This window comes from Sphingomonas sp. Root710, from assembly GCF_001429065.1.
Classification (GTDB): domain Bacteria; phylum Pseudomonadota; class Alphaproteobacteria; order Sphingomonadales; family Sphingomonadaceae; genus Rhizorhabdus.
The window spans coordinates 1,257,321-1,278,461 of record NZ_LMIB01000001.1; the positions used below are offsets into that span (position 1 = coordinate 1,257,321).

23 protein-coding genes are annotated in these 21,141 nt (G+C 64.8%); 5 read left to right on the forward strand and 18 right to left on the reverse strand.

Features of this window, described 5'->3' with window-relative positions:
- Positions 1-18: 18 nt before the first annotated feature.
- Together ASE00_RS05840 and ASE00_RS05845 are read right to left on the reverse strand one after the other, a co-directional pair.
- The gene (locus ASE00_RS05840; protein WP_056379358.1) at positions 19-1,005 is read right to left on the reverse strand and encodes an NAD(P)H-dependent flavin oxidoreductase; all 987 of its coding nucleotides are present in this window, start codon (positions 1,003-1,005) and stop codon (positions 19-21) included.
- A gap of 26 nt (positions 1,006-1,031) precedes the next feature.
- Entirely contained in the window at positions 1,032-2,288 is a 1,257-nt protein-coding gene (locus ASE00_RS05845; RefSeq protein WP_056378200.1) for an aspartate kinase, read from the reverse strand.
- Between the two features lie 83 nt (positions 2,289-2,371).
- Here ASE00_RS05845 and ubiG point away from each other — a divergent pair, with 83 nt between their 5' ends.
- The 3 genes from ubiG to ASE00_RS05860 are packed head-to-tail and all read left to right on the forward strand — an operon-like array spanning position 2,372 to position 4,604.
- The gene (gene ubiG / locus ASE00_RS05850; RefSeq protein WP_056378201.1) at positions 2,372-3,106 is read left to right on the forward strand and encodes a bifunctional 2-polyprenyl-6-hydroxyphenol methylase/3-demethylubiquinol 3-O-methyltransferase UbiG; all 735 of its coding nucleotides are present in this window, start codon (positions 2,372-2,374) and stop codon (positions 3,104-3,106) included.
- Positions 3,107-3,108: 2 nt separating this feature from the next.
- Entirely contained in the window at positions 3,109-3,852 is a 744-nt protein-coding gene (locus tag ASE00_RS05855) for a class I SAM-dependent methyltransferase (protein WP_056378202.1), read from the forward strand.
- Positions 3,849-4,604 (forward strand): NUDIX hydrolase, encoded by a 756-nt coding sequence (locus ASE00_RS05860; protein WP_056378203.1) that lies wholly within the window; start codon positions 3,849-3,851, stop codon positions 4,602-4,604. The genes ASE00_RS05855 and ASE00_RS05860 overlap by 4 nt, the downstream gene beginning before the upstream one ends.
- Here the strand turns inward: ASE00_RS05860 and ASE00_RS05865 are convergent.
- From ASE00_RS05865 to ASE00_RS05875, 3 genes are all read right to left on the reverse strand, one after another.
- Positions 4,601-5,443 (reverse strand): class I mannose-6-phosphate isomerase, encoded by an 843-nt coding sequence (locus ASE00_RS05865; RefSeq protein ID WP_056379360.1) that lies wholly within the window; start codon positions 5,441-5,443, stop codon positions 4,601-4,603. The genes ASE00_RS05860 and ASE00_RS05865 overlap by 4 nt on opposite strands.
- A 75-nt stretch (positions 5,444-5,518) precedes the next feature.
- Positions 5,519-6,067: a hypothetical protein gene (locus ASE00_RS05870; protein WP_056378204.1), complete on the reverse strand. Its 549-nt coding sequence runs from the start codon at positions 6,065-6,067 to the stop codon at positions 5,519-5,521.
- A 259-nt stretch (positions 6,068-6,326) separates the two neighbouring features.
- Positions 6,327-6,578, reverse strand: coding sequence for a hypothetical protein (locus tag ASE00_RS05875; RefSeq protein WP_056378205.1), 252 nt, complete (start codon positions 6,576-6,578; stop codon positions 6,327-6,329).
- Between the two features lie 180 nt (positions 6,579-6,758).
- On the opposite strand from ASE00_RS05875, the gene ASE00_RS24415 reads away from it, so the two are divergent.
- Positions 6,759-8,624, forward strand: coding sequence for a histidine kinase (locus ASE00_RS24415; protein WP_414819830.1), 1,866 nt, complete (start codon positions 6,759-6,761; stop codon positions 8,622-8,624).
- On the forward strand, positions 8,614-9,351 hold the full coding sequence (locus tag ASE00_RS05885) for a LytR/AlgR family response regulator transcription factor (protein ID WP_056378207.1): 738 nt from the start codon (positions 8,614-8,616) through the stop codon (positions 9,349-9,351). The genes ASE00_RS24415 and ASE00_RS05885 overlap by 11 nt, the downstream gene beginning before the upstream one ends.
- A gap of 7 nt (positions 9,352-9,358) precedes the next feature.
- Here the strand turns inward: ASE00_RS05885 and leuB are convergent, their stop codons facing one another.
- The 13 genes from leuB to ASE00_RS05950 form a co-directional block, all read right to left on the reverse strand.
- Positions 9,359-10,402 carry a 3-isopropylmalate dehydrogenase gene (gene leuB, locus ASE00_RS05890; protein ID WP_056378208.1) on the reverse strand — a complete coding sequence of 348 codons (1,044 nt, stop codon included), beginning with the start codon at positions 10,400-10,402 and terminating at the stop codon, positions 9,359-9,361.
- Positions 10,403-10,474: 72 nt separating this feature from the next.
- Positions 10,475-11,206 (reverse strand): DNA repair protein RecO, encoded by a 732-nt coding sequence (recO, locus tag ASE00_RS05895; protein WP_056378209.1) that lies wholly within the window; start codon positions 11,204-11,206, stop codon positions 10,475-10,477.
- A 37-nt stretch (positions 11,207-11,243) separates the two neighbouring features.
- The gene (locus ASE00_RS05900; RefSeq protein WP_235538546.1) at positions 11,244-12,233 is read right to left on the reverse strand and encodes a polysaccharide deacetylase family protein; all 990 of its coding nucleotides are present in this window, start codon (positions 12,231-12,233) and stop codon (positions 11,244-11,246) included.
- Complete coding sequence (gene uvrC, locus ASE00_RS05905; protein WP_056378210.1) at positions 12,233-14,155, reverse strand: excinuclease ABC subunit UvrC; 1,923 nt, start codon at positions 14,153-14,155, stop codon at positions 12,233-12,235. Before uvrC ends, ASE00_RS05900 begins: the two co-directional genes overlap by 1 nt.
- 49 nt (positions 14,156-14,204) lie before the next feature.
- On the reverse strand, positions 14,205-14,468 hold the full coding sequence (locus tag ASE00_RS05910) for a hypothetical protein (RefSeq protein ID WP_056378211.1): 264 nt from the start codon (positions 14,466-14,468) through the stop codon (positions 14,205-14,207).
- Between the two features lie 123 nt (positions 14,469-14,591).
- Positions 14,592-15,209, reverse strand: coding sequence for an ATP synthase subunit B (locus ASE00_RS05915; protein WP_056378212.1), 618 nt, complete (start codon positions 15,207-15,209; stop codon positions 14,592-14,594).
- Positions 15,210-15,222: 13 nt separating this feature from the next.
- Positions 15,223-15,714 carry an ATPase gene (locus ASE00_RS05920; protein ID WP_056378213.1) on the reverse strand — a complete coding sequence of 164 codons (492 nt, stop codon included), beginning with the start codon at positions 15,712-15,714 and terminating at the stop codon, positions 15,223-15,225.
- Between the two features lie 62 nt (positions 15,715-15,776).
- Positions 15,777-16,004, reverse strand: a complete 228-nt coding sequence (locus ASE00_RS05925) for a F0F1 ATP synthase subunit C (protein WP_012050658.1) — start codon at positions 16,002-16,004, stop codon at positions 15,777-15,779.
- A 46-nt stretch (positions 16,005-16,050) separates the two neighbouring features.
- A complete protein-coding gene (locus ASE00_RS05930) occupies positions 16,051-16,836 on the reverse strand; it encodes a F0F1 ATP synthase subunit A (protein WP_056378214.1) in 786 nt (261 codons plus the stop codon).
- Positions 16,837-16,875: 39 nt separating this feature from the next.
- Positions 16,876-17,196, reverse strand: a complete 321-nt coding sequence (locus tag ASE00_RS05935; protein ID WP_056378215.1) for an AtpZ/AtpI family protein — start codon at positions 17,194-17,196, stop codon at positions 16,876-16,878.
- 141 nt (positions 17,197-17,337) lie between these two features.
- A complete protein-coding gene (locus ASE00_RS05940) occupies positions 17,338-17,709 on the reverse strand; it encodes a YdbL family protein (RefSeq protein WP_056378216.1) in 372 nt (123 codons plus the stop codon).
- Entirely contained in the window at positions 17,706-17,900 is a 195-nt protein-coding gene (locus ASE00_RS05945; RefSeq protein WP_056378217.1) for a YnbE family lipoprotein, read from the reverse strand. Before ASE00_RS05945 ends, ASE00_RS05940 begins: the two co-directional genes overlap by 4 nt.
- 64 nt (positions 17,901-17,964) lie before the next feature.
- Positions 17,965-21,123 carry a YdbH domain-containing protein gene (locus ASE00_RS05950; protein ID WP_056378218.1) on the reverse strand — a complete coding sequence of 1,053 codons (3,159 nt, stop codon included), beginning with the start codon at positions 21,121-21,123 and terminating at the stop codon, positions 17,965-17,967.
- Positions 21,124-21,141 lie beyond the last annotated feature (18 nt).

Genomic DNA, 21,141 nt, shown 5'->3' on the forward strand with positions numbered 1-21,141 from the left:
ATTCCAATGATGGAATCTTTATGCCGCGCGGCGCTCCAGCGCGACACCAGCCTCGTCGAGCATGGTCGCGACGATCTCGGCCAGCGGTTCTTCCCTGGTCACCATACCGACGGACTGACCCGCCATCACCGAGCCATTGTCGACATCGCCATCGATGACCGCGCGACGCAACGCGCCCGCCCAATAATGCTCGATCTGAAGCTGCGCCTCGAGCATCTCGACCTTGCCTTCATCGAGGAGCTGCGCGACTTCGCGCTGCTTGGCGGTGAACAATTCGCTCGAAGCATTCTTGAGCGCGCGGACCGGAATCACCGGCAGACGCGGGTCGATCTGCACGCTGGCGACCGCATCGCGCGCCGAGGCGCGGATGAAGGCCTTCTTGAAATTGGGGTGCGCGATGCATTCGGTTGCGCAGACGAAGCGGGTGCCAAGCTGCACCCCCGCCGCGCCCATTTCGAGATAGGCGCTGATCGCCTCGCCCCGGCCGATACCGCCCGCAACGAACACCGGCAGCTGATCGGCGATCACCGGCAGCATCTCCTGCGCCAGCACGGAGGTGGAAACCGGGCCGATATGGCCACCGGCTTCCATGCCCTCGATCACCAGCGCGTCCACTCCAGAACGGATCAGTTTCTTGGCGAGAGCCAGCGCGGGTGCGAAGCAGATCAGCTTCGCGCCCGAACCCTTGATCTTCTCGATCGCCCCGCCCGGCGGCAGGCCGCCGGCAAGCACGACATGGCCGACCTGATGCCTGGCGCAGACATCGATGAGCGCATCGAGATCGGGATGCATCGTGATCAGGTTGACGCCGAAGGGCTTGCTGGTGAGCGCCTTGGTGCCCGCAATCTCCGCATCGAGCAGCGCCGGGGTCATCGCACCACAGGCGATGACGCCGAAGCAGCCGGCGTTCGACATCGCCGCGACGAGGTGACGTTCGGACACCCAGCTCATCGCGCCGCCGAGGATCGCATATTCGCTGCCCAGGAAGGCAGCGCCGCGCGCCATCAACGCGGTGAGGCGCGCCTGGCCGCTCAAGCGGCATCCTCCGCATCGAGGCCATAGGCGGTATGGAGCACGCGGACGGCGAGTTCGGTATAATCCTCATGGATCAGCACCGAGACCTTGATCTCCGACGTGGTGATCGCGAGGACGTTGATGCCGCGCGCAGCAAGCGCCGAGAACATCTTCGACGCGACGCCCGCATGGCTGCGCATCCCGACGCCAACGACCGAGATCTTCGCGACATTGGCGTCGTGCGTCAGCCGCTCATAACCGATATTGCCGCGCTCACGCTCCAGGACGTCGAGCGAACGGGCGAGTTCGGCCGAGGGGACGGTGAAAGTCACGTCGGTCGAACCAGTGTCATGCGCGACATTCTGCACGATCATGTCGACGTTGATGTTCGCGTCGGCGAGCGGCGCGAAGATCGAGGCGACCGCGCCGGGTCGATCGGGAACCGCGATCAGCGTGATCTTGGTCTCGTTCTTGTCATAGGCGATGCCGGTGATGAGCTGGCGTTCCATGGCGGTTCCTTCGAGTTCTTCCTCGCCGACGATCATCGTGCCGGGGGTGGGATTGTCGGTCGGCTCGTCAAAGGAGGAGAGCACCTGGACGCGCACCTTCTCCTTCATCGCAAGGCCCACCGAACGGGTCTGCAGCACCTTGGCGCCGACCGAGGCGAGCTCGAGCATCTCTTCATAGGTGACCTTGGCGAGCTTGCGCGCCTTGGGAACGATCCGGGGGTCGGTAGTATAGACCCCGTCGACATCGGTGTAGATGTCGCAGCGGTCGGCCTTCATCGCGGCGGCCACTGCGACCGCCGAGGTGTCCGATCCGCCACGGCCCAGCGTGGTGACGCGCTCGTCCTCGGTCAGGCCCTGGAAGCCCGGGATCACGGCCACTTCGCCCGCCGCCATCGCCTTGCCGATCGCTTCCGAATTGATCTCCTGGATGCGCGCCGAGGCGTGGGCATCGCTGGTGCGGATCGGCAGCTGCCAGCCGAGCCAGCTGCGCGCCTTGACCCCCAGCGACTGCAGCACGATGGCCAGCAGGCCGCTCGTCACCTGCTCGCCCGAAGCGACCACGACGTCATATTCGCGCGGATCGTAGAGCGGCGAAGCCTCGCGGCAGAAATTGACCAGCCGGTCGGTCTCGCCCGACATCGCCGACACGACGACGGCGACCTCGTTGCCCAATTCGACCTCGTGCTTGACGCGGTTCGCAACGTTGCGAATTCGCTCGATCCCCGCCATCGAGGTTCCGCCGAATTTCATCACGATGCGAGCCATAGGAAAACGTCTGTCCCATAAGGTCGAGGCGACCAGAAAAGCCCTTGGGCTCAAGGGCGCGGCCCTGATAGAGAGGGCGCCGTATGAACGCAAGCGCACAAGAATATAGCTCGATCGTTGCCGAAGAGGCGGCGCATTTCGGAAAATTGGCAGCCGACTGGTGGGATCCCAATGGCTCGTCCGCGATGCTGCACAAGCTCAACCCGCCGCGGCTGCGTCATATCCGCGCGACGGTCGACCAGCATTGGGGCGGTGATTCCGCCGCGGTCAAGTCACTGGCAGGCAAGCGCGCGGTGGACGTCGGCTGCGGCGCGGGGCTGCTTGCCGAGCCACTGGCGCGGATGGGCGCGGCGGTCACCGCCATCGACGCTGCGCCTGAAAATGTCGCGGTGGCCAGACTCCACGCCGAGAAGCAGGGACTGAACATCGACTATCGCGCAGGAGGCGTCGAAGCCTTGCAGGGCGAACGCTTCGATCTCGTAACCTCGATGGAGGTTATCGAACATGTCGCCGATCCGGCGGCCTTCATCGCGGGCCTGGCGGAGTTGCTTGCCCCCGGCGGCGTGATGATCCTGTCGACGCCGAACCGCACGCCGCTATCGCACCTGGCGATGATCCGGATCGGCGAGGGACTGGGCATGGTTCCCAAGGGAACGCACGACTGGCACAAATTCCTGACTCCCGATGAACTGTCCGCGCATCTGGGAGCAGCGGGACTGCGGGTGACCGACCGCAAGGGCCTGAGCTTCTCTCCAGCGGCTGGCTTCCATCTCAGCGACAATCTGGCGCTCGATTATTTCCTCACCGCCGTCCGGTGACCATGTTCAAGGACCACTTCTCCTCGCATGCGGCAGCCTATGCCGCCTATCGGCCCGCTTATCCGCCCGAGCTTGCCGCCTGGCTCGCGGCGACCGCGCCCGCGAGCGACGAGGCGCTTGACGTCGGCTGCGGCTCCGGCCAGCTCGCGCTGTTGCTGGCGGAGTATTTCCGGCGGGTCGTCGCGACCGATCCGAGCGCTCAGCAGATTGCCAGCGCCACGCCGCATCCCCGCGTCGACTATCGCGTCGCCCCCGCCGAAGCGAGCGGACTGCCCGATGCGTCGGCCGACCTGCTGACCGCCGCGCAGGCGGCACACTGGTTCGACCTGCCCGCCTTTTTCGAGGAAGCCCGCCGCCTGCTGCGGCCCGGTGGAGTCGTCGCGCTGATCAGCTATGCAGGGATGGAGCATCGCGGCCCGATCGAACCGATCGTCGAGCGCTTTCGGCTGGAGACGCTCAAGGACTATTGGCCGCCCGAGCGGGCGATGGTGGAGAATGGTTATGCCGATATCGTCCTGCCCTTCACCCCCATCGCCGCGCCCGATTTCGCCATCGAGCTTTCCTGGCCGCTCGCGGCCATGATCGGCTATCTCGACACCTGGTCGGCCGTGCGGGCGATGGAGAAGCGGATCGGGCGCGGCCCGTTCGACGACGCGATCGCCGAGATCACCGCCGCCTGGGGCGATCCGGACGCGCATCGCACGATCCGCTGGCCCTTGACGATTTTGGCCGGACGCGCGGCATGAAGGAGGCCGTTCCCGCCGCGACGCTGGTCCTGCTGCGCGACATGCCCGACGGACCACCTGAAATACCGATGATCGGCCGGGGCAAGCATCTGGCCTTCGCCGCCAACCGGATGGTCTTTCCCGGCGGGCGCGTGGATGATGACGATCACCTGCTGGCCGGGAGACCCGATCTGCTGGTCGAGGGCCCGGCGCTCGCTCCCGACGATCTCGCCTGCCGGATCACCGCGATCCGCGAGACCATCGAGGAGATCGGGCTCGCCCCCGGCATACCCGACCTGTCCGATGCCGCGATGATCACCGACATCCGCCGCGCGCTCCATGGCGGCGCGCCGCTGAGCCTTTTGCTCGAACAGCATTGGCTGCGGCTCGACCCCTATCAGATTCATCCCTTTTCGCGTTGGCTGCCCAATTTTGAGCTGACGCGACGCTTTGATACCCGCTTCTATCTTACGCGGGCGCCCGCGTTCGGCGAAGCCGCCGCCGATGGTACCGAGAGCAGCCATCTGGTCTGGGCGACCGCCGAGCGCCATCTGGCCAATGGCGGGATGATCTTTCCGACCATCCGGAATCTTGAATGGATCGCGCAGGCACGGGATTTCGGCGATGCCGTTGCCCGGGCGCAGCGTTATACGATCGAGACGATCATCCCTTGGGTCGAAGAACGCGACGGGGGCAACTGGCTCTGCATTCCCGAAGGTCGCGGCTATCCGGTCACCACCCAGCGGATGGCGGAAGCCGACCGGGGAGACTAGCTCCCGAACAAGCCGTCGATCACCCGCGCGCCCGGATAAGCAGCGTATATCATGCTTCCGGGCGCGATCTCGATCCCAGCAGCGCCTTCAACGATGATCGCATCCCCAAGCGCGGCGGGTTCGCCATCGATCGCCGCCTGTCCTTCGACGGGCAATATCCAGACGGTGGCGCTGCCCGGCGCGATCGTGAAGCGGCCTGCCATCGTCCAGCGTTCGAGCACGAACTTCTGGCCATCGGCGCAGATCGTGCGGCCCGGCCCGATCTCATATGGGGCCGGATTACCAGTGAAAGGGCCAAAGTCCGAAACCGCCAGCGCGTCGTCGAGATGAAGCTCGCGGGCCGATCCATAATCATAGAAACGATAGGTAAGATCCAGATTTTGCTGGACTTCTACGACCCGTAACCCTTTCCCGATCGCATGAATAGTGCCCGCCGGCGAATAGATCACTTCGCCCGCATTCACCGGTTTCCAGTAGAGCTTGTGCTCGATCGATCCATCGAGGGCGGCGGCGCGGACCGCTTCCGCCGGCATCGTCTCGGTGAGCCCCAGCGCGATCGTCGAATCGGGCTCGGCCGACAGGATTATCCACGCCTCGTCCTTGCCGCGTGGGAAACCGCGCGCCTGCGCGGCCGCGTCATCGGGATGGACCTGAACCGAGAGGCGCTCGCTGGTGAAGAGATATTTAATCAGCAGTTCGCGAGGCTTTGCCGACGGATCATCATACCAGATCTCGCCGATGGCCGACGCCGTTGCGGGCTGATCGTCGAACAGGGGGGCAAGGTCGTGCCTTCCCCACGGCTTTTCGACGCGATGGTTGGTAAGCTTAGTCGCCGGCAAGTCCACTCTCCCGCTGCCCCCCACAAAAGCGAGAGGCAGGGGACTTGTTCCGCAGACCCAGTCGAAAATAAAGGGTTAGTTCGGCAGGCGCGCTTCGACCTTGTCGACCCATTCGGGAAAGAAGACGGGTTCGCGGTTCGACCAGCCCGGCGCGGTGGCCGCGGCCTCGCTGATCGACTGTAGCAGCACCCGCCGCTTTTCGGGATGAAGGTGCGGCAGGGCCGCCGCTGCGCAGAAGGCGGCCGGCAGCCAGGGCCGGACATGCGCGCCGATCAACCGCTCATAGAGAAAGCGGTAAGCGCCGAAGCTGTTCAGGCGGTCCTGCCCCAGATCGAACGCCGAAACGGTGACCAGCGGTGACAGGAAGGGTTCGACCGCATCGAGGCCGCTGTCGTCGGGGACGAGATCACGGATATGATCGAGCCGGCTGTAGATCCGTGCCTGCGCCATGATGCTGGCGGATTCGATGACGTCGCGCGACCAGCGTGCCAGCGCGTCCTCCCGCGCCAGTCCGACATCAAGCGATCGGCGGATGTAGCGTTGCGTGGCGGCCGGGAAGCTGGCGAACTCTTTCATTTCCGCCAGAGTCATCGCGCCGTCTGCAGGTCTCATATGCGTGCCCATACCAAACCCCCTTACAATGGAAGCCTGACCGGGATCATGCGTCAGCTATGGTTTACGGACGCTTAAGCCCTTGTAAGGCCTCTGTTCAGGAACGGATCACTTTTCTTGCTGCGTTGCAACAAGCAAAGAACGCCGCCGGTTCCATGGACGCAATATTCTGTGGATAATTTTCGTTACGGTCCTAGCCTTGGTGCCAAAAAGATAGCGCGCAGCAATATGCCACGCGCCACCTTCTAAGACTTTTGAACTAGGCCTTGGGCTATTCCCTGCCCTTCATACGGGCCTTTTCGGCTTCCTCGTCATATCCCGAGGACGGGGCCGCATCCTTGCCTTTGCCGGGCTGCGTGTTGGACGGGGCGTCAGACGTAGGAAAGCTCTCGTCGAGCGCTACATCCAGCTTGGCGTCCTCATCGCTTGGATTGCGGGCGAGCCGTTTGTCGTCGGTGGCGTCGCGCGCCGTCCGGATATGCGGCGTAGCTGTCTCATCCTTCGTCAATGCGTCGGTTGTCACGACCTTGCTCCTTCGCCAATATCGGTATCAACCAACGTCCGGCGAAGGGGGCTGTTCCGGCGTAGAAACCCGGATCGGCGGCGATCCAAAAGCTGAACTTTCGATCAACCGCATGGGCAGTTCGACCAACGTCACGGGGACATGGGCGCATATTTACAGCCTTGAATATATATGATGATCATGACCTTGAACCATGATGCTCCGCGTGGATCGGCCGTGAGTCCGCGCGTGGCGCTGCTGTCGATACTGTGCTTCTGGCTGGTGTATTTCGCGGTCGCGACCATTCGGTCACTGATGATCGATTGGGGCCACCAGACCGAGATGCTGGCGGCGCGCGCGTTCGTGACCACCGGATCGATGATCGCGACCTATATCGTCTATCTCGCCATGCGCCCGCTGGCGGGCCGGTCGCTCGCCGTCAACGTCACCGCGGTCGCGTTGCTCGCGATCCCCGCAGCTGTAGCCTATAGCTCGATGAACTGGATGGCCTTCAACCAGCTCGACAAGCAGATCGAGGCGGAAAAGGCACGCGAGATCGAGAACCGCAAATATGTGATCGACGACAGCAGCGTCGCCCAGGCGCGCGAACAGGCACGCATAGCTATCGCCGCCGCGCGCGATGCGATCCGCCAGGCCACCGAACAGGCGAAGGCTGCGGCCGCCGCCAAGGCAGAAGCCCAGCATGAGACCGCCGCAGCGGCAGCCCAGCGCGATGCGGAGCGGAAAAAAGTCGAGGTGGACAGGAAGAAGGCCGAGGCCGAGCGCCAGGCCAAGGAAGCCCAGCGCGACTGGAACCAGGTCCGCACCGCAGCGCTCCGCGAAGCCGATCAGGCGCGCCGCGAGGCGCTGCGTGAAGCCGATCAGGCCCGCCGGGACGCGATGCGCGATGCCTATCAGGCGCAGCGGGAAGCCTATTACGCCCAGCGAGAGGCGTATCGTGAGGCTCAGCAGAGCTACAAAGAGAGCATCGAGGAAGCGCGTCAGGCGGTCGAAGAAGCCAAGCTGAACGGGGTCGACATCGACATCAACGAGATATTGTCGAGCATCCCGGCGCCGCCCGCCGCGCCGACGCCGCCCGCGCCGCCGAACATACGGATCGATTCGACGCCGGTACCGCCCGCCCCTCCTGCTGCGGCGAAGCCCGCCGCGAAGCCCGTGCCCTCTCCTGCTTCGCCCCCGGCGCCTGTGCGCGTGGCGCCCGTTCCGCCGGTCGTCATCCCGACGCCGGTGATCACCGAGCCGACGCCGGGTACGGTGATGATCCAGGTCGGACAGCCGATGTCGTCGCACAAGGAGAAGGAGCTCTCGATCGCCGGCAAGATCGGCGATCAGGCGCTCAACGGCTATTTCTTCTTCGCGGCCTGGGGCGCCCTGTTCCTGGCGCTGTCCTATGCCGCCGCGGTGCGCGCCGCCGAGCGCGAAGCCGCCGGTTATCGCGCCGCCGCCCGCGATGCCGAGCTGCGCGCGCTGCGCTATCAGGTCAATCCCCACTTTCTGTTCAACACGCTCAACTCGCTATCGACGCTCATCCTGAAGGACCAGAAGGACGATGCCGAGGCGATGATCCTCAACCTATCGACCTTCTTCCGTACCAGCCTGACCGCCGATCCGACCGAGGATGTCGTGCTGTCGGAGGAGATCCGGCTGCAGCGGCTCTACCTCGATATCGAGGCGGTGCGGTTCCCCGAGCGGCTGATCGTCGACATCAACGTTCCCGCGCAGCTATCCAATGCTTGCGTGCCGTGCCTGATCCTTCAGCCCCTGGTGGAGAATGCGATCAAATATGGCGTGTCGCGCGCAAAGCGGCCGGTGACGATCCAGATCAGCGCACGGGAGGATTCGCACGGGCTCGTGCTCAGCGTCGAGGATGACGGCGAGCCGCTGGGCGACGACGCCAAGCTGCATGGCGCGGGCGTGGGCTTGAAGAACGTCACCGACCGGCTCAAGGCACGCTTCGGCGACGAGGCGGCGTGCCGCTACGGGCCGCTTCCCAATGGTGGTTTTGGCGTGACGATTTTCATGCCATTGATCCGGAATGGCCTCTGATTCCCCGATAAGAACCCTGGTCGTCGACGATGAGCCGCTGGCGATCGAGCGGCTCCAGATATTGTGCGCGCGCGAGCCGATGATCGATCTGGTCGGCACCGCGTCCGACGGCGAGGCGGCCTTGCGGCTGCTCGAAGCGCTGGAGCCCGAGATGCTGCTCCTCGACATCGCGATGCCTGGGCTCGACGGGATCGGCGTCGCCAAGGCGATCGAAAAGCTCGACAAGCGTCCGGCGATCATCTTCTGCACCGCGTTCGACCAATATGCGGTCGCGGCGTTCGACCTGGCGGCGACCGATTATCTGCTGAAACCGGTAGCGCAGGACCGGCTGGCGCGCGCGGTCGCCCGGGTGATCGAGCGCCGCCGGGCGCCACCCGAGGAAGCATCGGCGTCCGATCATGCTCAGGAGTTCTGGGTCCCGCACCGGTCGGAGATGATACGTATCGCCGCGCAGGACATCGACCGGATCGAAGCCGAGCGCGACTATATGCGGCTGCACGTGGGCGTGCGCAGCTTCCTGCTGCACCAGACGATCACCGAGCTGGAGCGGAGGCTCGACCCGGCGCAGTTCATCCGCCTGCACCGATCGACGATCGTCCGGCGCGACCGGATATCGCGGCTGAGCCATGACGGCATGGGCGTCTGGCACGCCGTGCTGGCCGATGAGGAACGCATCCGCATCGGCCGCACCTATCTGCCCGCAGCGCGGACGCTGATGGGGCGCTAGGCGGCGATCAGAGCGCCGCGAGGACTGCGTCGCCCATTTGCGATGTAGTGAGCGTGCCGCCCAGATCAGGGGTGCGCGCGCCGCCTTCCAGCGCCTTGGCGACCGCCGCCTCGATGCGGTCGGCCTCCGCCGCCTTGCCCAGCGAATAGCGCAGCATCATCGCCGCCGACAGGATCGTCGCGAGCGGGTTGGCCTTGCCGAGGCCGGCGATGTCAGGCGCGGAGCCGTGGATCGGCTCGTACAGCCCCTTCTTGTTCGCATCGAGTGAGGCCGAGGGCAGCATACCGATCGATCCGGCGCACATCGACGCCTGATCCGATAGGATGTCGCCGAACAGATTGCCGGTCACGATGACGTCGAATTGGCCGGGATTGCGGACAAGCTGCATCGCGGCGTTGTCAACATACATGTGGCTGAGCTCGATATCGGGATATTCAGCCGAAATCTCGATCACCACGTCGCGCCACAGCTGCGAAGTCTCCAGCACATTGGCCTTGTCGACCGAGCAGAGTTTGCCGCGCCGGGCGCGCGCCGTCTCGAAGCCGACGCGCGCGATGCGGGCGACCTCGTCCTCATTATAGGACATGATGTCATAGCCTTCGCGGCGGCCTCCGGCAGTCCTGCGCAGGCCCTTTTCGCCGAAATAGACGTCGCCGTTGAGTTCGCGGACGATGACCATGTCGATCTGTCCGGCAACCTCCGGACGCAGTGCCGAGGCGTCGGCCAATTCCTTGAACAGCGTAGCAGGGCGCAGGTTGGCAAACAGGGTGAGTTCCTTGCGCAGGCCGAGAATCGCCTGCTCGGGGCGGAGATGCCGGTCGAGCTTGTCGCAATCGGGATCACCGACCGCGCCAAACAGGATCGCATCGGCGCGCTTCGCCAGATCGAGGGTCGCGGCGGGCAGCGGATGCCCTCCATCCTTGTAAGCGGCGCCGCCGACGAGGCCGATCTCATATTCGAGCGCGTCGCCGCACACCACCTCCAGCACGCGCACCGCTTCGGTGATGACTTCCGGACCGATGCCGTCACCGGGCAACAAGGCAATCAACATATCCCACCCTCTTCGAAAATCGTCGCCGCCCCCTGCCCTGATGCGCGCCGTGGCGCAATGGGTTGGTGTTGGTCAGGCCAACCTTTTCATCCTGTCGATGAGGCGCTCGCGGGCGTCGAGGGCGTCCGAACGGCGGTCGACCAATATGTCGCGGGCAAGGAAATGGCCCGTCAGGTGCAGGCCATCGAGAATGTCGGACCAGCCTGCGTCATGGCCGGGCTCGATCAGGAAAGCCGGAAGCGGCAACAGACGGTCTGCATAAGGCTCCCCGGCGGTACGCGACACCGCCGCGGCGCTCTTCGGGCTGACGAAGGCGAGGTCATCACGCGCGCCGGTCACGGTGCAGGCCGACAGGTCGAGCGCATAACCCATCTCTGCCATCAGCAGCAATTCATAGCGTACCGCCGACGCCGCCCAACCGCGCGCGGAGGGCGCATATTCTATCGCGGCGAGCGTAGCCTCCAGCGCTTCGTATAGCCGGGGAAAGGGCTGCGCCTCTACGAGCGATACAGCGGTGAGCACGCAGAGCCAGTCGATCGCCGCCGCGGCCAGCGGCTCGGCAAGCAAGCCCGCCCGGCTGTGCGCCAGTTCGACGGTCAGGCCCGGCAACTGTTCGGCGGTGCGCGCGCGATAGTCGGCCTCGACCAGATTGCCCGGCACCAGCACCGGCCGCAGCCGCCGCGACCGCCCGCCGCGCACATAGCCCGCCAGCAAGCCATTCTCCGGCGTCAGCGCACGCACGATCGCACCATGCTCGCCATGGGCGCGCATCGAGCAGATGATGGCGGGAGCGCGGACCTGCATGGCGACTGTTCAAGCGGGGAAGCGCGCCGCCCGCAAGCTAAGAACTGCGCTCCTCGACCTGGTTCGACCATATCTGTTCGATCAGCCGGCCAACGCGGCGGAAGCCCGCCTTCGGCAGCATCGGCATATCGAGACCGAGCGGCAGATCGTCGAGGTCGGTGAAGAAGGCGGTGGGAAAGCGCCGCCGCTCCTTCGACAGATAAGCGCAAAGATCCTCGAAGCGTTTGACATGGACCTTGTTGGGCGCGGTGCCGGCGCGATTGGCGAGCTCGAAGCTATGCGTAACGATGTTGACGACCGGCTGCCCCGAAGCGCCGCCATGCTCGATCGCGGCCTTCAACTCACCGAGCGACACCGCGCAGATCTGAAGGTGCCGCGAGCCTTGCCCCTCCGCGATTACCGTCAAGGGAACTTCGATTACCCCCTGATGCAGGATCGGCGCGATATGGTCTCGCGGCAGGCCGATGGCGCTCGGCCAGGGATGCTGATGACCATTATGGCTGCTGTCGAAGCGGAAACCGAGTTCGGCCAGTACGCTCAGCGTATCGTCATTGGCCGAATAATTGCCCGCGCGGAAGGCGATCGGTTCAGGCACTCCGGCTTCGATCAGAAGATCCCGGGCTCGGGCGATCAGGTCGCGCTGCTCATTGCGATTATAGCGTGCGAGCTCGCGTTCGCCGTCCATGTCCCCGTCGCGCGCGACGACCCAGAGCGGGTGGAGATGGAGCTGAACTTCCTGGCCCGCTTCGAGGATAGGGTCGACCATGCGGCGGATCGGGTCGAGGCCGTAGACGCAGGCCGGCATCGGATCGACGAAGAAGCAGGCTTTGAGGGCATATTGCGCAAGGACGCGCAACTGATAGCGCACGCCGACGCCAGCAGCTTCGTAGGAGCGCTCGAAGGCCGGCTCCCAATGGGTCAGATCATCCCCCGGCCGGCGGATCAACTCGGTATCGATCGTGAGCAGGACCCTCGTCTCGGAAGGCGGATCGACCGGCAGGAACGGAGGGTTTACGGCCTCGCTCACTATTCACTCGCGTGAAAATGATCGTGGATCGCCCGCGCCATCGCCTTGGAAACGCCCGGAGCGCGTTCGAGGTCCGCGAGCGAGGCAGCGCGCACCGCGCGGGCCGTTCCGAAATGCATGAGCAGCGCCTTCTTGCGCGCTGGGCCGATCCCAGGAACATCGTCGAGCGGGCTTTTGGTAAAGCTGGCCGCGCGCTTCGTGCGATGTGCGCCGATGGCGAAACGATGCGCCTCGTCGCGCAGGCGCTGAAGGTGGAACAGAAGGGGGGAATTGAGCGGCAGCATCGCCTCGCGTCCCCCTGGCAGGTGGAAATGTTCGCGGCCCGCATTACGGTCCGGTCCCTTGGAAATACCCACGACAGGCACATCGTGCACGCCCATATCCTCGAGCACTTCGCACACGGCGCCCAGTTGCCCCTTGCCGCCGTCGATCAGCAATAGGTCCGGCCATTCGCCGCTGCGTCGCTCGGGATCCTCCTTCTCCAGCCTGGCGAAACGCCGTTCGAGTACTTCGCGCATCATCGCGAAATCGTCGCCCGGCGCCGTTTCGGGGCGCCTGATGTTGAACTTGCGGTAGCTGCCCTTGCGGAACCCCTCGGGGCCCGCGACGATCATCGCGCCGACCATGTTGGTGCCCATGATATGACTGTTGTCGTAGACCTCAATGCGGTCCGGCGGCCCTTCCAGTTCGAACAGATCGGCCATTTCCTGGAAGATTCGTCCCTGGGTGGTGGATTCGGCTAGGCGGCGGTCGAGCGCCTCATGCGCATTGCGGCGCGCCTGATCCATCAGCCGGCGCTGTTCGCCACGCTGGGGCACCTTGATCTGTACCTTGCGGCCCGCGCGCTCGCCCAGCGCCTGGGCCAGCAGTTCGCATTCGGCAGGATCGCGATCGACCAGCACGAGGCGCGGCGGCGGCACCTCCTCGTAGAACTGCATCAGAAAGCTCGCCAGAACCTCTTCCTCGGGCACGTCCGCGGTGTGTGCCGGGAAGAAGGCGCGATGGCCCCAGTTCTGCCCGCCACGAATGAAGAAGGCCTGGATGCAGACCGTGCCCGCCTTGGTGTCGAGCGCGAAAACATCAGCATCGGCGACGCCTTCGGCGTTGATCGCCTGGCTGCCCTGGATGAAGGTGAGCGCGCGAAGCCGGTCGCGATAGACGGCGGCCTGTTCGAAATCCATTGCCTCGGCCGCCGCACTCATCGCCTCGCCCAGCTTCTTTTGGACCTGGGTCGACTTGCCGGTGAGGAAGGCCTTGGAATCGGCGACGAGCTCGCCATAGGCGGCCGCATCGATACGATCGACGCAGGGAGCCGAGCAGCGCTTGATCTGATAGAGCAGGCAGGGCCGGTCGCGATTGGCGAAGAAGCTGTCGGTGCAGGAGCGAAGCAGGAACAGCTTCTGCAGCGCGTTGAGCGTGCGGGTGACCGAGCCCGCGCTGGCGAAAGGGCCGAAATATTGCCCTTTGGCGCGCCGGGCGCCGCGATGCTTCTGGATGCGCGGAAAGGGATGATCCTCGCGCAGCAGGATGAAGGGAAAGCTTTTGTCGTCGCGCAGCAGGACGTTGTAGGGCGGGCGATAGCGCTTGATCAGTTGCGCTTCGAGCAGCAGCGCCTCGGCCTCGCTATTGGTGGTGACGATCGTCATCGATCGGGTCTGCGCGACCATGCGGCTGAGCCGTTTCGGCAGGCGGGCCACCTGGGTGTAGTTTGACACCCGGTTCTTCAGCGCACGCGCCTTGCCGACATAGAGGACATCGCCCCGCGCATCCTGCATCCGGTAGACGCCGGGCCGCACCGGCAAGGTTTTGAGAACGTTGCGGATCGCCGCGATGCCCGCATCGAGATCGGGCGCATCGCTGCCGCGAACGGTGTAGACGCTCTTCTCTTCGTTGAAGCGGTCGTTCGGGGTGTTGTCACTCACGCCTACTGATCTAGGCCGCGCGGCGGACCGTCGCAACGCCCGGATCACGTCAGGCTGCGATCAGACCCATCACCGCGTCGGGATGGGTGATGCCTGCGACCACCAATATGAGCAGGGATATGCCGGCGCGGACGATGCCCGAAGGCGCGAAGGAGGCCAACACGCCGTTGGTGCGGTTCCACAGCAGCGGCAGCGCGACGATCCCTGACAACATCATCGCCCAGATCAGCTCATGCGGCAGCGACTGGGTAAGATGCGCGCGCACCCCGCCCAGCAACATCAACCACGCCCAGATCCAGCCGATCGCGCCCATGATCGGCGCTTTACGCGATCAGCGATGAGGAAATGGTAAATGATATTGCGGCGAAGCGGTCTCCAAAAAGAAAGGGCCCGCCGATCGCTCGGTGGGCCCCTATCTTCTCGTTCTGGAGTGTGCTCAGCTCAGGCGAGCGGTTCCCAGGGCGTCGATCGCGCTGTCGACCAGCGGTTTGTCAGCCTTCGCATTGTTGCGCTCAGCAATCAGCGCGGTCGCCGCGGCGGCGGCGGCATTGGCGGCCTTCGCGCGAACCTCGGCAACCGCGCTGCGTTCGGCAGCAGCGATCTTGTCCTCGGCCATCTTGCCGCGACGCTCGATCAGCGACGCCGCATCGGTGCGTGCCTGGGCGACGATGGCGTCGGCTTCGTCCTTCGCATGCGCGATCAGGGCTTCGGCTTCCTTCGCGGCGGCCTTGGCCTTCGCCTCATATTCAGCCTTGAGCTTCTCGGCATCGGCACGCAGCGCCGCAGCCTCGTCGAGATTGGCCCGGATCGAGGCGATCTTCTTGTCGAGCCCGGCGCCGATGATCGACGGCACCTTCTTCCACAGCAGCAGGACGATGACCACGACCATTGCCAAGGAAACCCAGGCGGTAGCGGTCATTCCCAGCGCGGTGGGGTCGACATGATGTTCCTCGACGCCCGCCGCGTGCTCTACGCTTGCATTGGTGGGCATGCTCTCGAGCTCCGCGGCATCGGAGAGGTTCTGGGCAACGGCGGTGGAGGCGTTAACAGACATGGTACGTCTCCGATCAGGCGGCCAGCGCGGCCTTCACCGCGCCATCGGCTGCCGCCCTGTCGACCGTCAGGCCCGACACCTTGGCGACGATGTCCTGCGTGGCCTCGGCGGCAACGCTTTCGATCTCCGCCAGCGCCTTGGCCTGAGCGGCCTTCAGCGCGGTATCGGCGGCGGCCGCCTTGGCGGCCAGTTCGGCGTCGGCGGCCTTGACCTTGGTCTCGGCTTCCTTGGTCGATGCGGCCTTGGCGTCCTGCGTCGCCTTCAGCGCGGCGGCGCGGGCATCCTCGATCTTTGCCCGATAGGCCGCTTCGGTCTCGTCGGCCTTGACGCGCGCGGCTTCGGCGGCGGCGAGGTCGGAAGCGATCTTCTGGTCACGCGCGTCGACGACGGCTTCGATCTTGGGCAGCATCCCCTTCCCGATCACGAAATAGATCAGGCCGAAGACAATCAGCAGCCAGAAGATCTGCGAAGCATAGGTCGCGGCGATCTGGGCGATCTGAGGCATCGATATTCCCTGTGGTCGTTAGGTAGATGAAGGGGCCGGCGAACCGGCCCCGCAATCACCTGTTAGGCGACGAACAGCAGGATCATCGCGACGACGAACGCCAGCAGACCGAGAAGCTCGGCAGCGGCGAAGCCGATGAACAGGCGGCCCTGCTGGCCGTCGGCGGCGGCCGGGTTGCGCAGCGCGGACTCGAGGAACGAGCCGAACACGTTGCCCACGCCGAGCGCGGCCATGCCAACACCGATAGCGGCGAGACCGGCACCGATCAGCTTTGCGGCTTCTGCGTCCATGATAAACTCCTTAGCGTTAAACAGGTTGATAGTCGTTGTTGAAAGCTCAGTGCAGGTTGACCGCGTCGTTCAGATAGAGCGAGGTCAGCAGTGCAAAGACATAGGCCTGGATGGCGCACACCAGTAGTTCGAGCAGGGTGATACCGATCATCAGGACGAAGCTGGGAAACGAGACGATCGCGATGGTGAGTGCACCGGCGTTCAGGCCGTTGATCACGAAGCCCGCCAGCACTTTCATCAGAATGTGCCCAGCGGTCATCGCGACGAACAGTCGCAGGCCCAGCGAGAAGGGGCGGATCAAGAAGGAGAACAGCTCGATCAGGAAGATCAGCGGGATCATGTAACCGGGCGTGCCGTGCGGCACGAACAGCGAGAAGAAGTGAAAGCCATGCCGCCAGAAACCGACGATCAGAACGATCGAGAAGCTGATAACGGCGAGGACGCCGGTGACGGTCAGGTGGCTGGTGACGGTGAACGGGTGCACGCCGAAGATGCCGACCGGCATCATGCCCATGATGTTCGCGATCAGGATGAACATGAACAGCGAGAAGACATAAGGCGTGAACTTCTTGCCCTCAGGCCCGATGTTCGTGGTCATCATGTTGGAGATGAAGCCGGTGAAGCTTTCCACCGCGGCCTGCCAGCGGCCGGGGACAAGATCGCGCTTCATTCCGCCCAGCATGAAGATGAACAGGACGCCGAGCGTCAGCGCCATCCACAAGGCCGAGTTGGTGAATGCGACATTATGGCCCGCAATCGCCCAATCCTTACCGAACATAGGTTCGATGAGGAACTGGTGCATCGGATCGATCTTGCCCGATTCGGCTGCCACGCTTGCCTTACCCCTGCTTATGCCAAAAGCGTCCGGAAGCTATTCCGGGCGCTCCTGAGAAATCCGTATGATATTCCTGAAGGCGACCCCGATCCCGAGGAACAGCATCACCAATAGGAGCCAGGGCTTGGTTCCGAGCCAGCTGTCGAACAGCCAGCCCATCAGACCGCCGCCGGCAATTCCCGCGATCAGTTCGGTCAGCACGCGATTGCCCTGGGAATATCCCTTTTCAGGCTTTTTCTGCGCTGTCCCCGTCCTGACCTTTTCGGCCTGCCGGACCGCTTCGAGCCGCTCATCGAGCGACGTAAGCCGTTGGTCCTGCACACTTTCCGGGTCTTGCCCGGGATCATTTGCCGCCATGCCGCCACCCCTCCTTCCACAGGCCAGGTAGCGCCACACCGACGAGCGACCCCGCCAAGGCGAGGCCCCTTTAGGAAGGGGGTTTCACCGAGTCAACCGCAGTGGCGCCCCTGGGGCAAAGATCACGGTAACATTTGGGGGTCAGCCGCAATAATCGGGAGTGATCGATTCCGATCCGGCGCGCTTGCGCCAGCCGCCGTCCTTGAGCCTATAGGCCTGGCCGGGCTTCACCGCGCGTAAGGTGGAGCATGCGGTGGTCTGGGCGAACTGATCGACCGTCACGTTCCGGGCGGCCGCAATCTGGGTATAGCCTGCGCGACGCTTGATGTTGATCGCATCGACCGCTGCCTTGAGGTCGCCCGATGGCGCCGAGACGAAGCCGATATAGCCATCCCACTGTTCGCCGATGGTACCGCTGGTAAGCGCCGCCTCGACGATCGGGTCGGCGGCGAGCGCCGGCGAAGCCGCAGCGAGCACCGCGGCGGCGATCATGAACTGGGGCATCTTCATCATTGCGGAAACAGCTCCGGGTTATTGGCGATGAAATCTTCGGCATCCTTTTGGAGCCGAACGACCACCTCCTGTTTCACATTCACGTTCAGGTTGATTTCGATCGGCTTGTCGGGAGCCGCGACCTGAATGCAGCCGGACAGCAGCATCAGGACGAGGACCGACAAGCCAACGGGCACGAGGATCTTGTTCATAGAGCGAGGCTCGCACCACAACGCTTCATCGTCAATGTCGGGATGTTCATCGCATGATCTCGCTTTACCGGGGCTGAATGGGGGTTTGGCTGGGTGGTAGAGCGGGCGGCGCAGCCGCAGGCGGCAGAAGGGCCGCGCTCGCGCTGTTGCGCAGCACGATCGAGGGATCGATAAAGGTCTGCGCCGAATTGACCAGACCGCGGAAGGGCGCGGTGATCGTGATGTTGAAGCGGAAGGGCAGCCGTGTGATCGGCGCGAGAATCCGTCCGACGATACCGCCTGCCTTCGCGGTTTCCTGCGGTTTGTCGTTGGTACCGTCGAAGCGGACGCGGCTGACGATCTCGCCGTCGAGCGAACCGTTCAGATCGACGGTGAGCTGCTGATAGCGCATCGACTTGAGCGCATCAAAGGCGATCCGCGCGATCCGCCCGAGGTTGGCATTGGTGACGTCGCCCACATAGGACAGCGTGCCCCCCGGCGGACGCACCCGCAATATACCATTCTCGATCCGTCCGCCCTGCGCGTCGAAGATGATCGGCAACGTCCCGTCGAACTTGCCGGTCACCGCCAGATTCTTGAATTCGAGCTGCTGAACGAATGTGGCGGCGTCGAGCCCGTCGATACGGAACGTCAGCCGCCGCGCTACCGGTTGCCCCATGTCGAGCACGGTCGGTTCGAGCGTCAATGTCCCACCGGCAAAAGGCCATGTTCCCTCGGCGACCGACAGCTTGCGATCCGGCAGAATCCTGTAGCGGATCACGCCATTGGTGACCGCCACGCCAGGATTGATTTCCGCGATCGTCACACGCTGATCGGGCGCGGTGACGAGATCAAGAAGGTCGGTGAAGCGGATCGTACCCTTAAGGCCCGTCACGGGCCCGAAGGCAGCGGCAAGATTGAGCGCGTCGGTGTGGAATTCGCCGTCGCTCGTCACGACGCCATCAGCCCAGCGGATCCTCCCCTGCCCCGCCAGAACGCCTTCCACATTGGCGATCATGCCCAAGGTGAGAGGCGTGACGGCTTCCGGCTGCAAAGCTTTGCCGAAACGCAGGTCATCGACGTCCAGGCGGGCGTCGCCTCGCCCTGAAGACAAGTCGTGCCGGATCGCAACCCGCGCCACCGGCAGGGACGATCGCGGCTCACGCAATGTCGCGGCGGCATCTATCTGCCCTCCTTTCAGCGCAACCCGCACATCATTGGCGATCAGCGGATGGAATCGCGGATCGGCCTGTTCCGCATCCGCGACACGTATTGCTCCGTCGATCGACAGGGCACTGCCTTGCAGACGCCAGCCGCCCGCGCCTTCCGAAATCAGCAGCGGTACCGCGCCAATCTTGCCCGCGGCACCGTCGAATCGACCGGCAAGCCCCTGACTGCCAACCGAGCCGGCAAGCGACGCAACATCGAGCCGGGTCGGTGAGGCAGGGTCGCCCAGACGTACTGCCAGCTCGTCGAGGCTAAAACCGGGCCTGGCCACGCGGACGACCAGCGACCGGGCTTCCATCGTCAGCGGCTGGTCGCCGACCCGCCCACGCAGGCGCGGCGCAGCGATCCGCGCACCGCCATAAAGTGAGCCGGACGCGCGGCGGCCGACGAGCGCCCCGTCGATCGGACATAGCGGCAGACTCGACCGGCCGATCACCGTGCCGGCAATTGCCAGGCGCTCGAACGCGAGCGGCGCACAACGCTGATTGACCGCGAAAGCCCCGCCCCGTCCGAGCCAGACTGAAACCGGCAGGTCGAGTCCGGCGACGCGGCCATCGGCGAGCGGGCCATCGAGCGCGACGCGCGTGGTGATCGCAGTCCCGCCGCCGATCGCCGGGGCAATAAGCACCGGCGCCAGCCGCAGCCGGGCGCCGGCGGCCTGATAGGGCGCAAGGGTCGCCGCCCCCCTCAGCGGCGCCCCGGGCACCGCCTGTCGCAAGCTCATCGACAGGCGTGGAAAACCGCCGCCCTCCAGATCGATCGTCGCATTGACCACCGCCCCGGCGCGTGGCCAGCGCCAGCTGAGGCCTTCGGCGCCTTCGCCGCGGACCGTCAAATGGCCGCCGCCGAATGCATTCGCCTCCAGCTTCTCGATCCGGGCCACGCCCCCCCTTTCATCCTGATGGATGGCGAAACGCGCCTTTCCGTCAATATTCCCAGCGGCGCGGCGGGCAGCGTTCGACCATGCGGCAAGGACGGGGGCGAACGGAGTACCGTCAGTAGCGGCGGCCTGCTGATGGAAACCATTGGCAAGTTTCGGATCGAGTTGGACATCGGACAAGCTGGCGTCTCCCGCCACGTCCGCGGCACCTGCTCTGGGATCGGCACCGTAATCGGCGCGCACTGCACCATAACGCGCGGTCGCATCGGCATAGCGCATTTGCTCGGCGAGCAGATTGACCTTGCCCGCCACCTTGCTGGCGGACGCGTCGAAGACGATGGTCCCCCCTAGCCCGCCCACCGCAATATCGGGCGCGGCCAACCGCCCCCCCTTTATCGTCAATCCGCCGCGCCAGCGGGCCAAATCAGCATCGCTCCGCGCCGCGATATCCATACGCGGCGCGCTGAGCAGCGTCCCCCCCGGGCAAGCAATATCCGACGCCTCGACAGGACCGCGAACCGCCGGCCGGCCGGCTTCAACCGACAGCGCCAGCATTGCCCGTGGCGTCGAGATTGCGCAGCCTCCGGCCTTCAACCGTTCTGAGTTTAAAGACAGCTGTCCCCGGAAGCCGTCCTTAAGCCCGCCCGCGCCATCCAGCCGCGCCTTCACCATCCCCTGCGGCGTGGAAAGATCGAACTGCAAGGCGCGCGCCGTCAAGGCGATGTCGGGCAGCGCGAAAGGCTGGGCGCTCTCGCTTTTCGGCAAAAGCCGGTCGAGCGAGCCCAATGAAAGCCGACCATTTGCTATCCGCCCGCGCAGCCGGACGCCGCCGGCGTCGATCGCCCGCACGCGGACGCCAGAAAGACCAACCGCGAGCTCGATCTCTGCCCAGTCGGCGGTCAAGTCCGGATTGTGCGGATCTCCGATCCGGATGTCCTCGATCCGCTGCGTACGGAAACCGACCTGGGTAAGCCGATAATGCGCGGGTATATTTCGCGCCGTCAGGGCATCATCGATATAAGACGTGGCGATCGGCGCACGCTGGGTCCACAGCCAGGCGGCCCCGCCCGCGAGCAGGATAGAGCCCGCTCCGGCGGCGATCCAGGTCCTAGACCAGCGACGGGACGCGTCCTTCATCAGGGCAGGCTTAGGGGC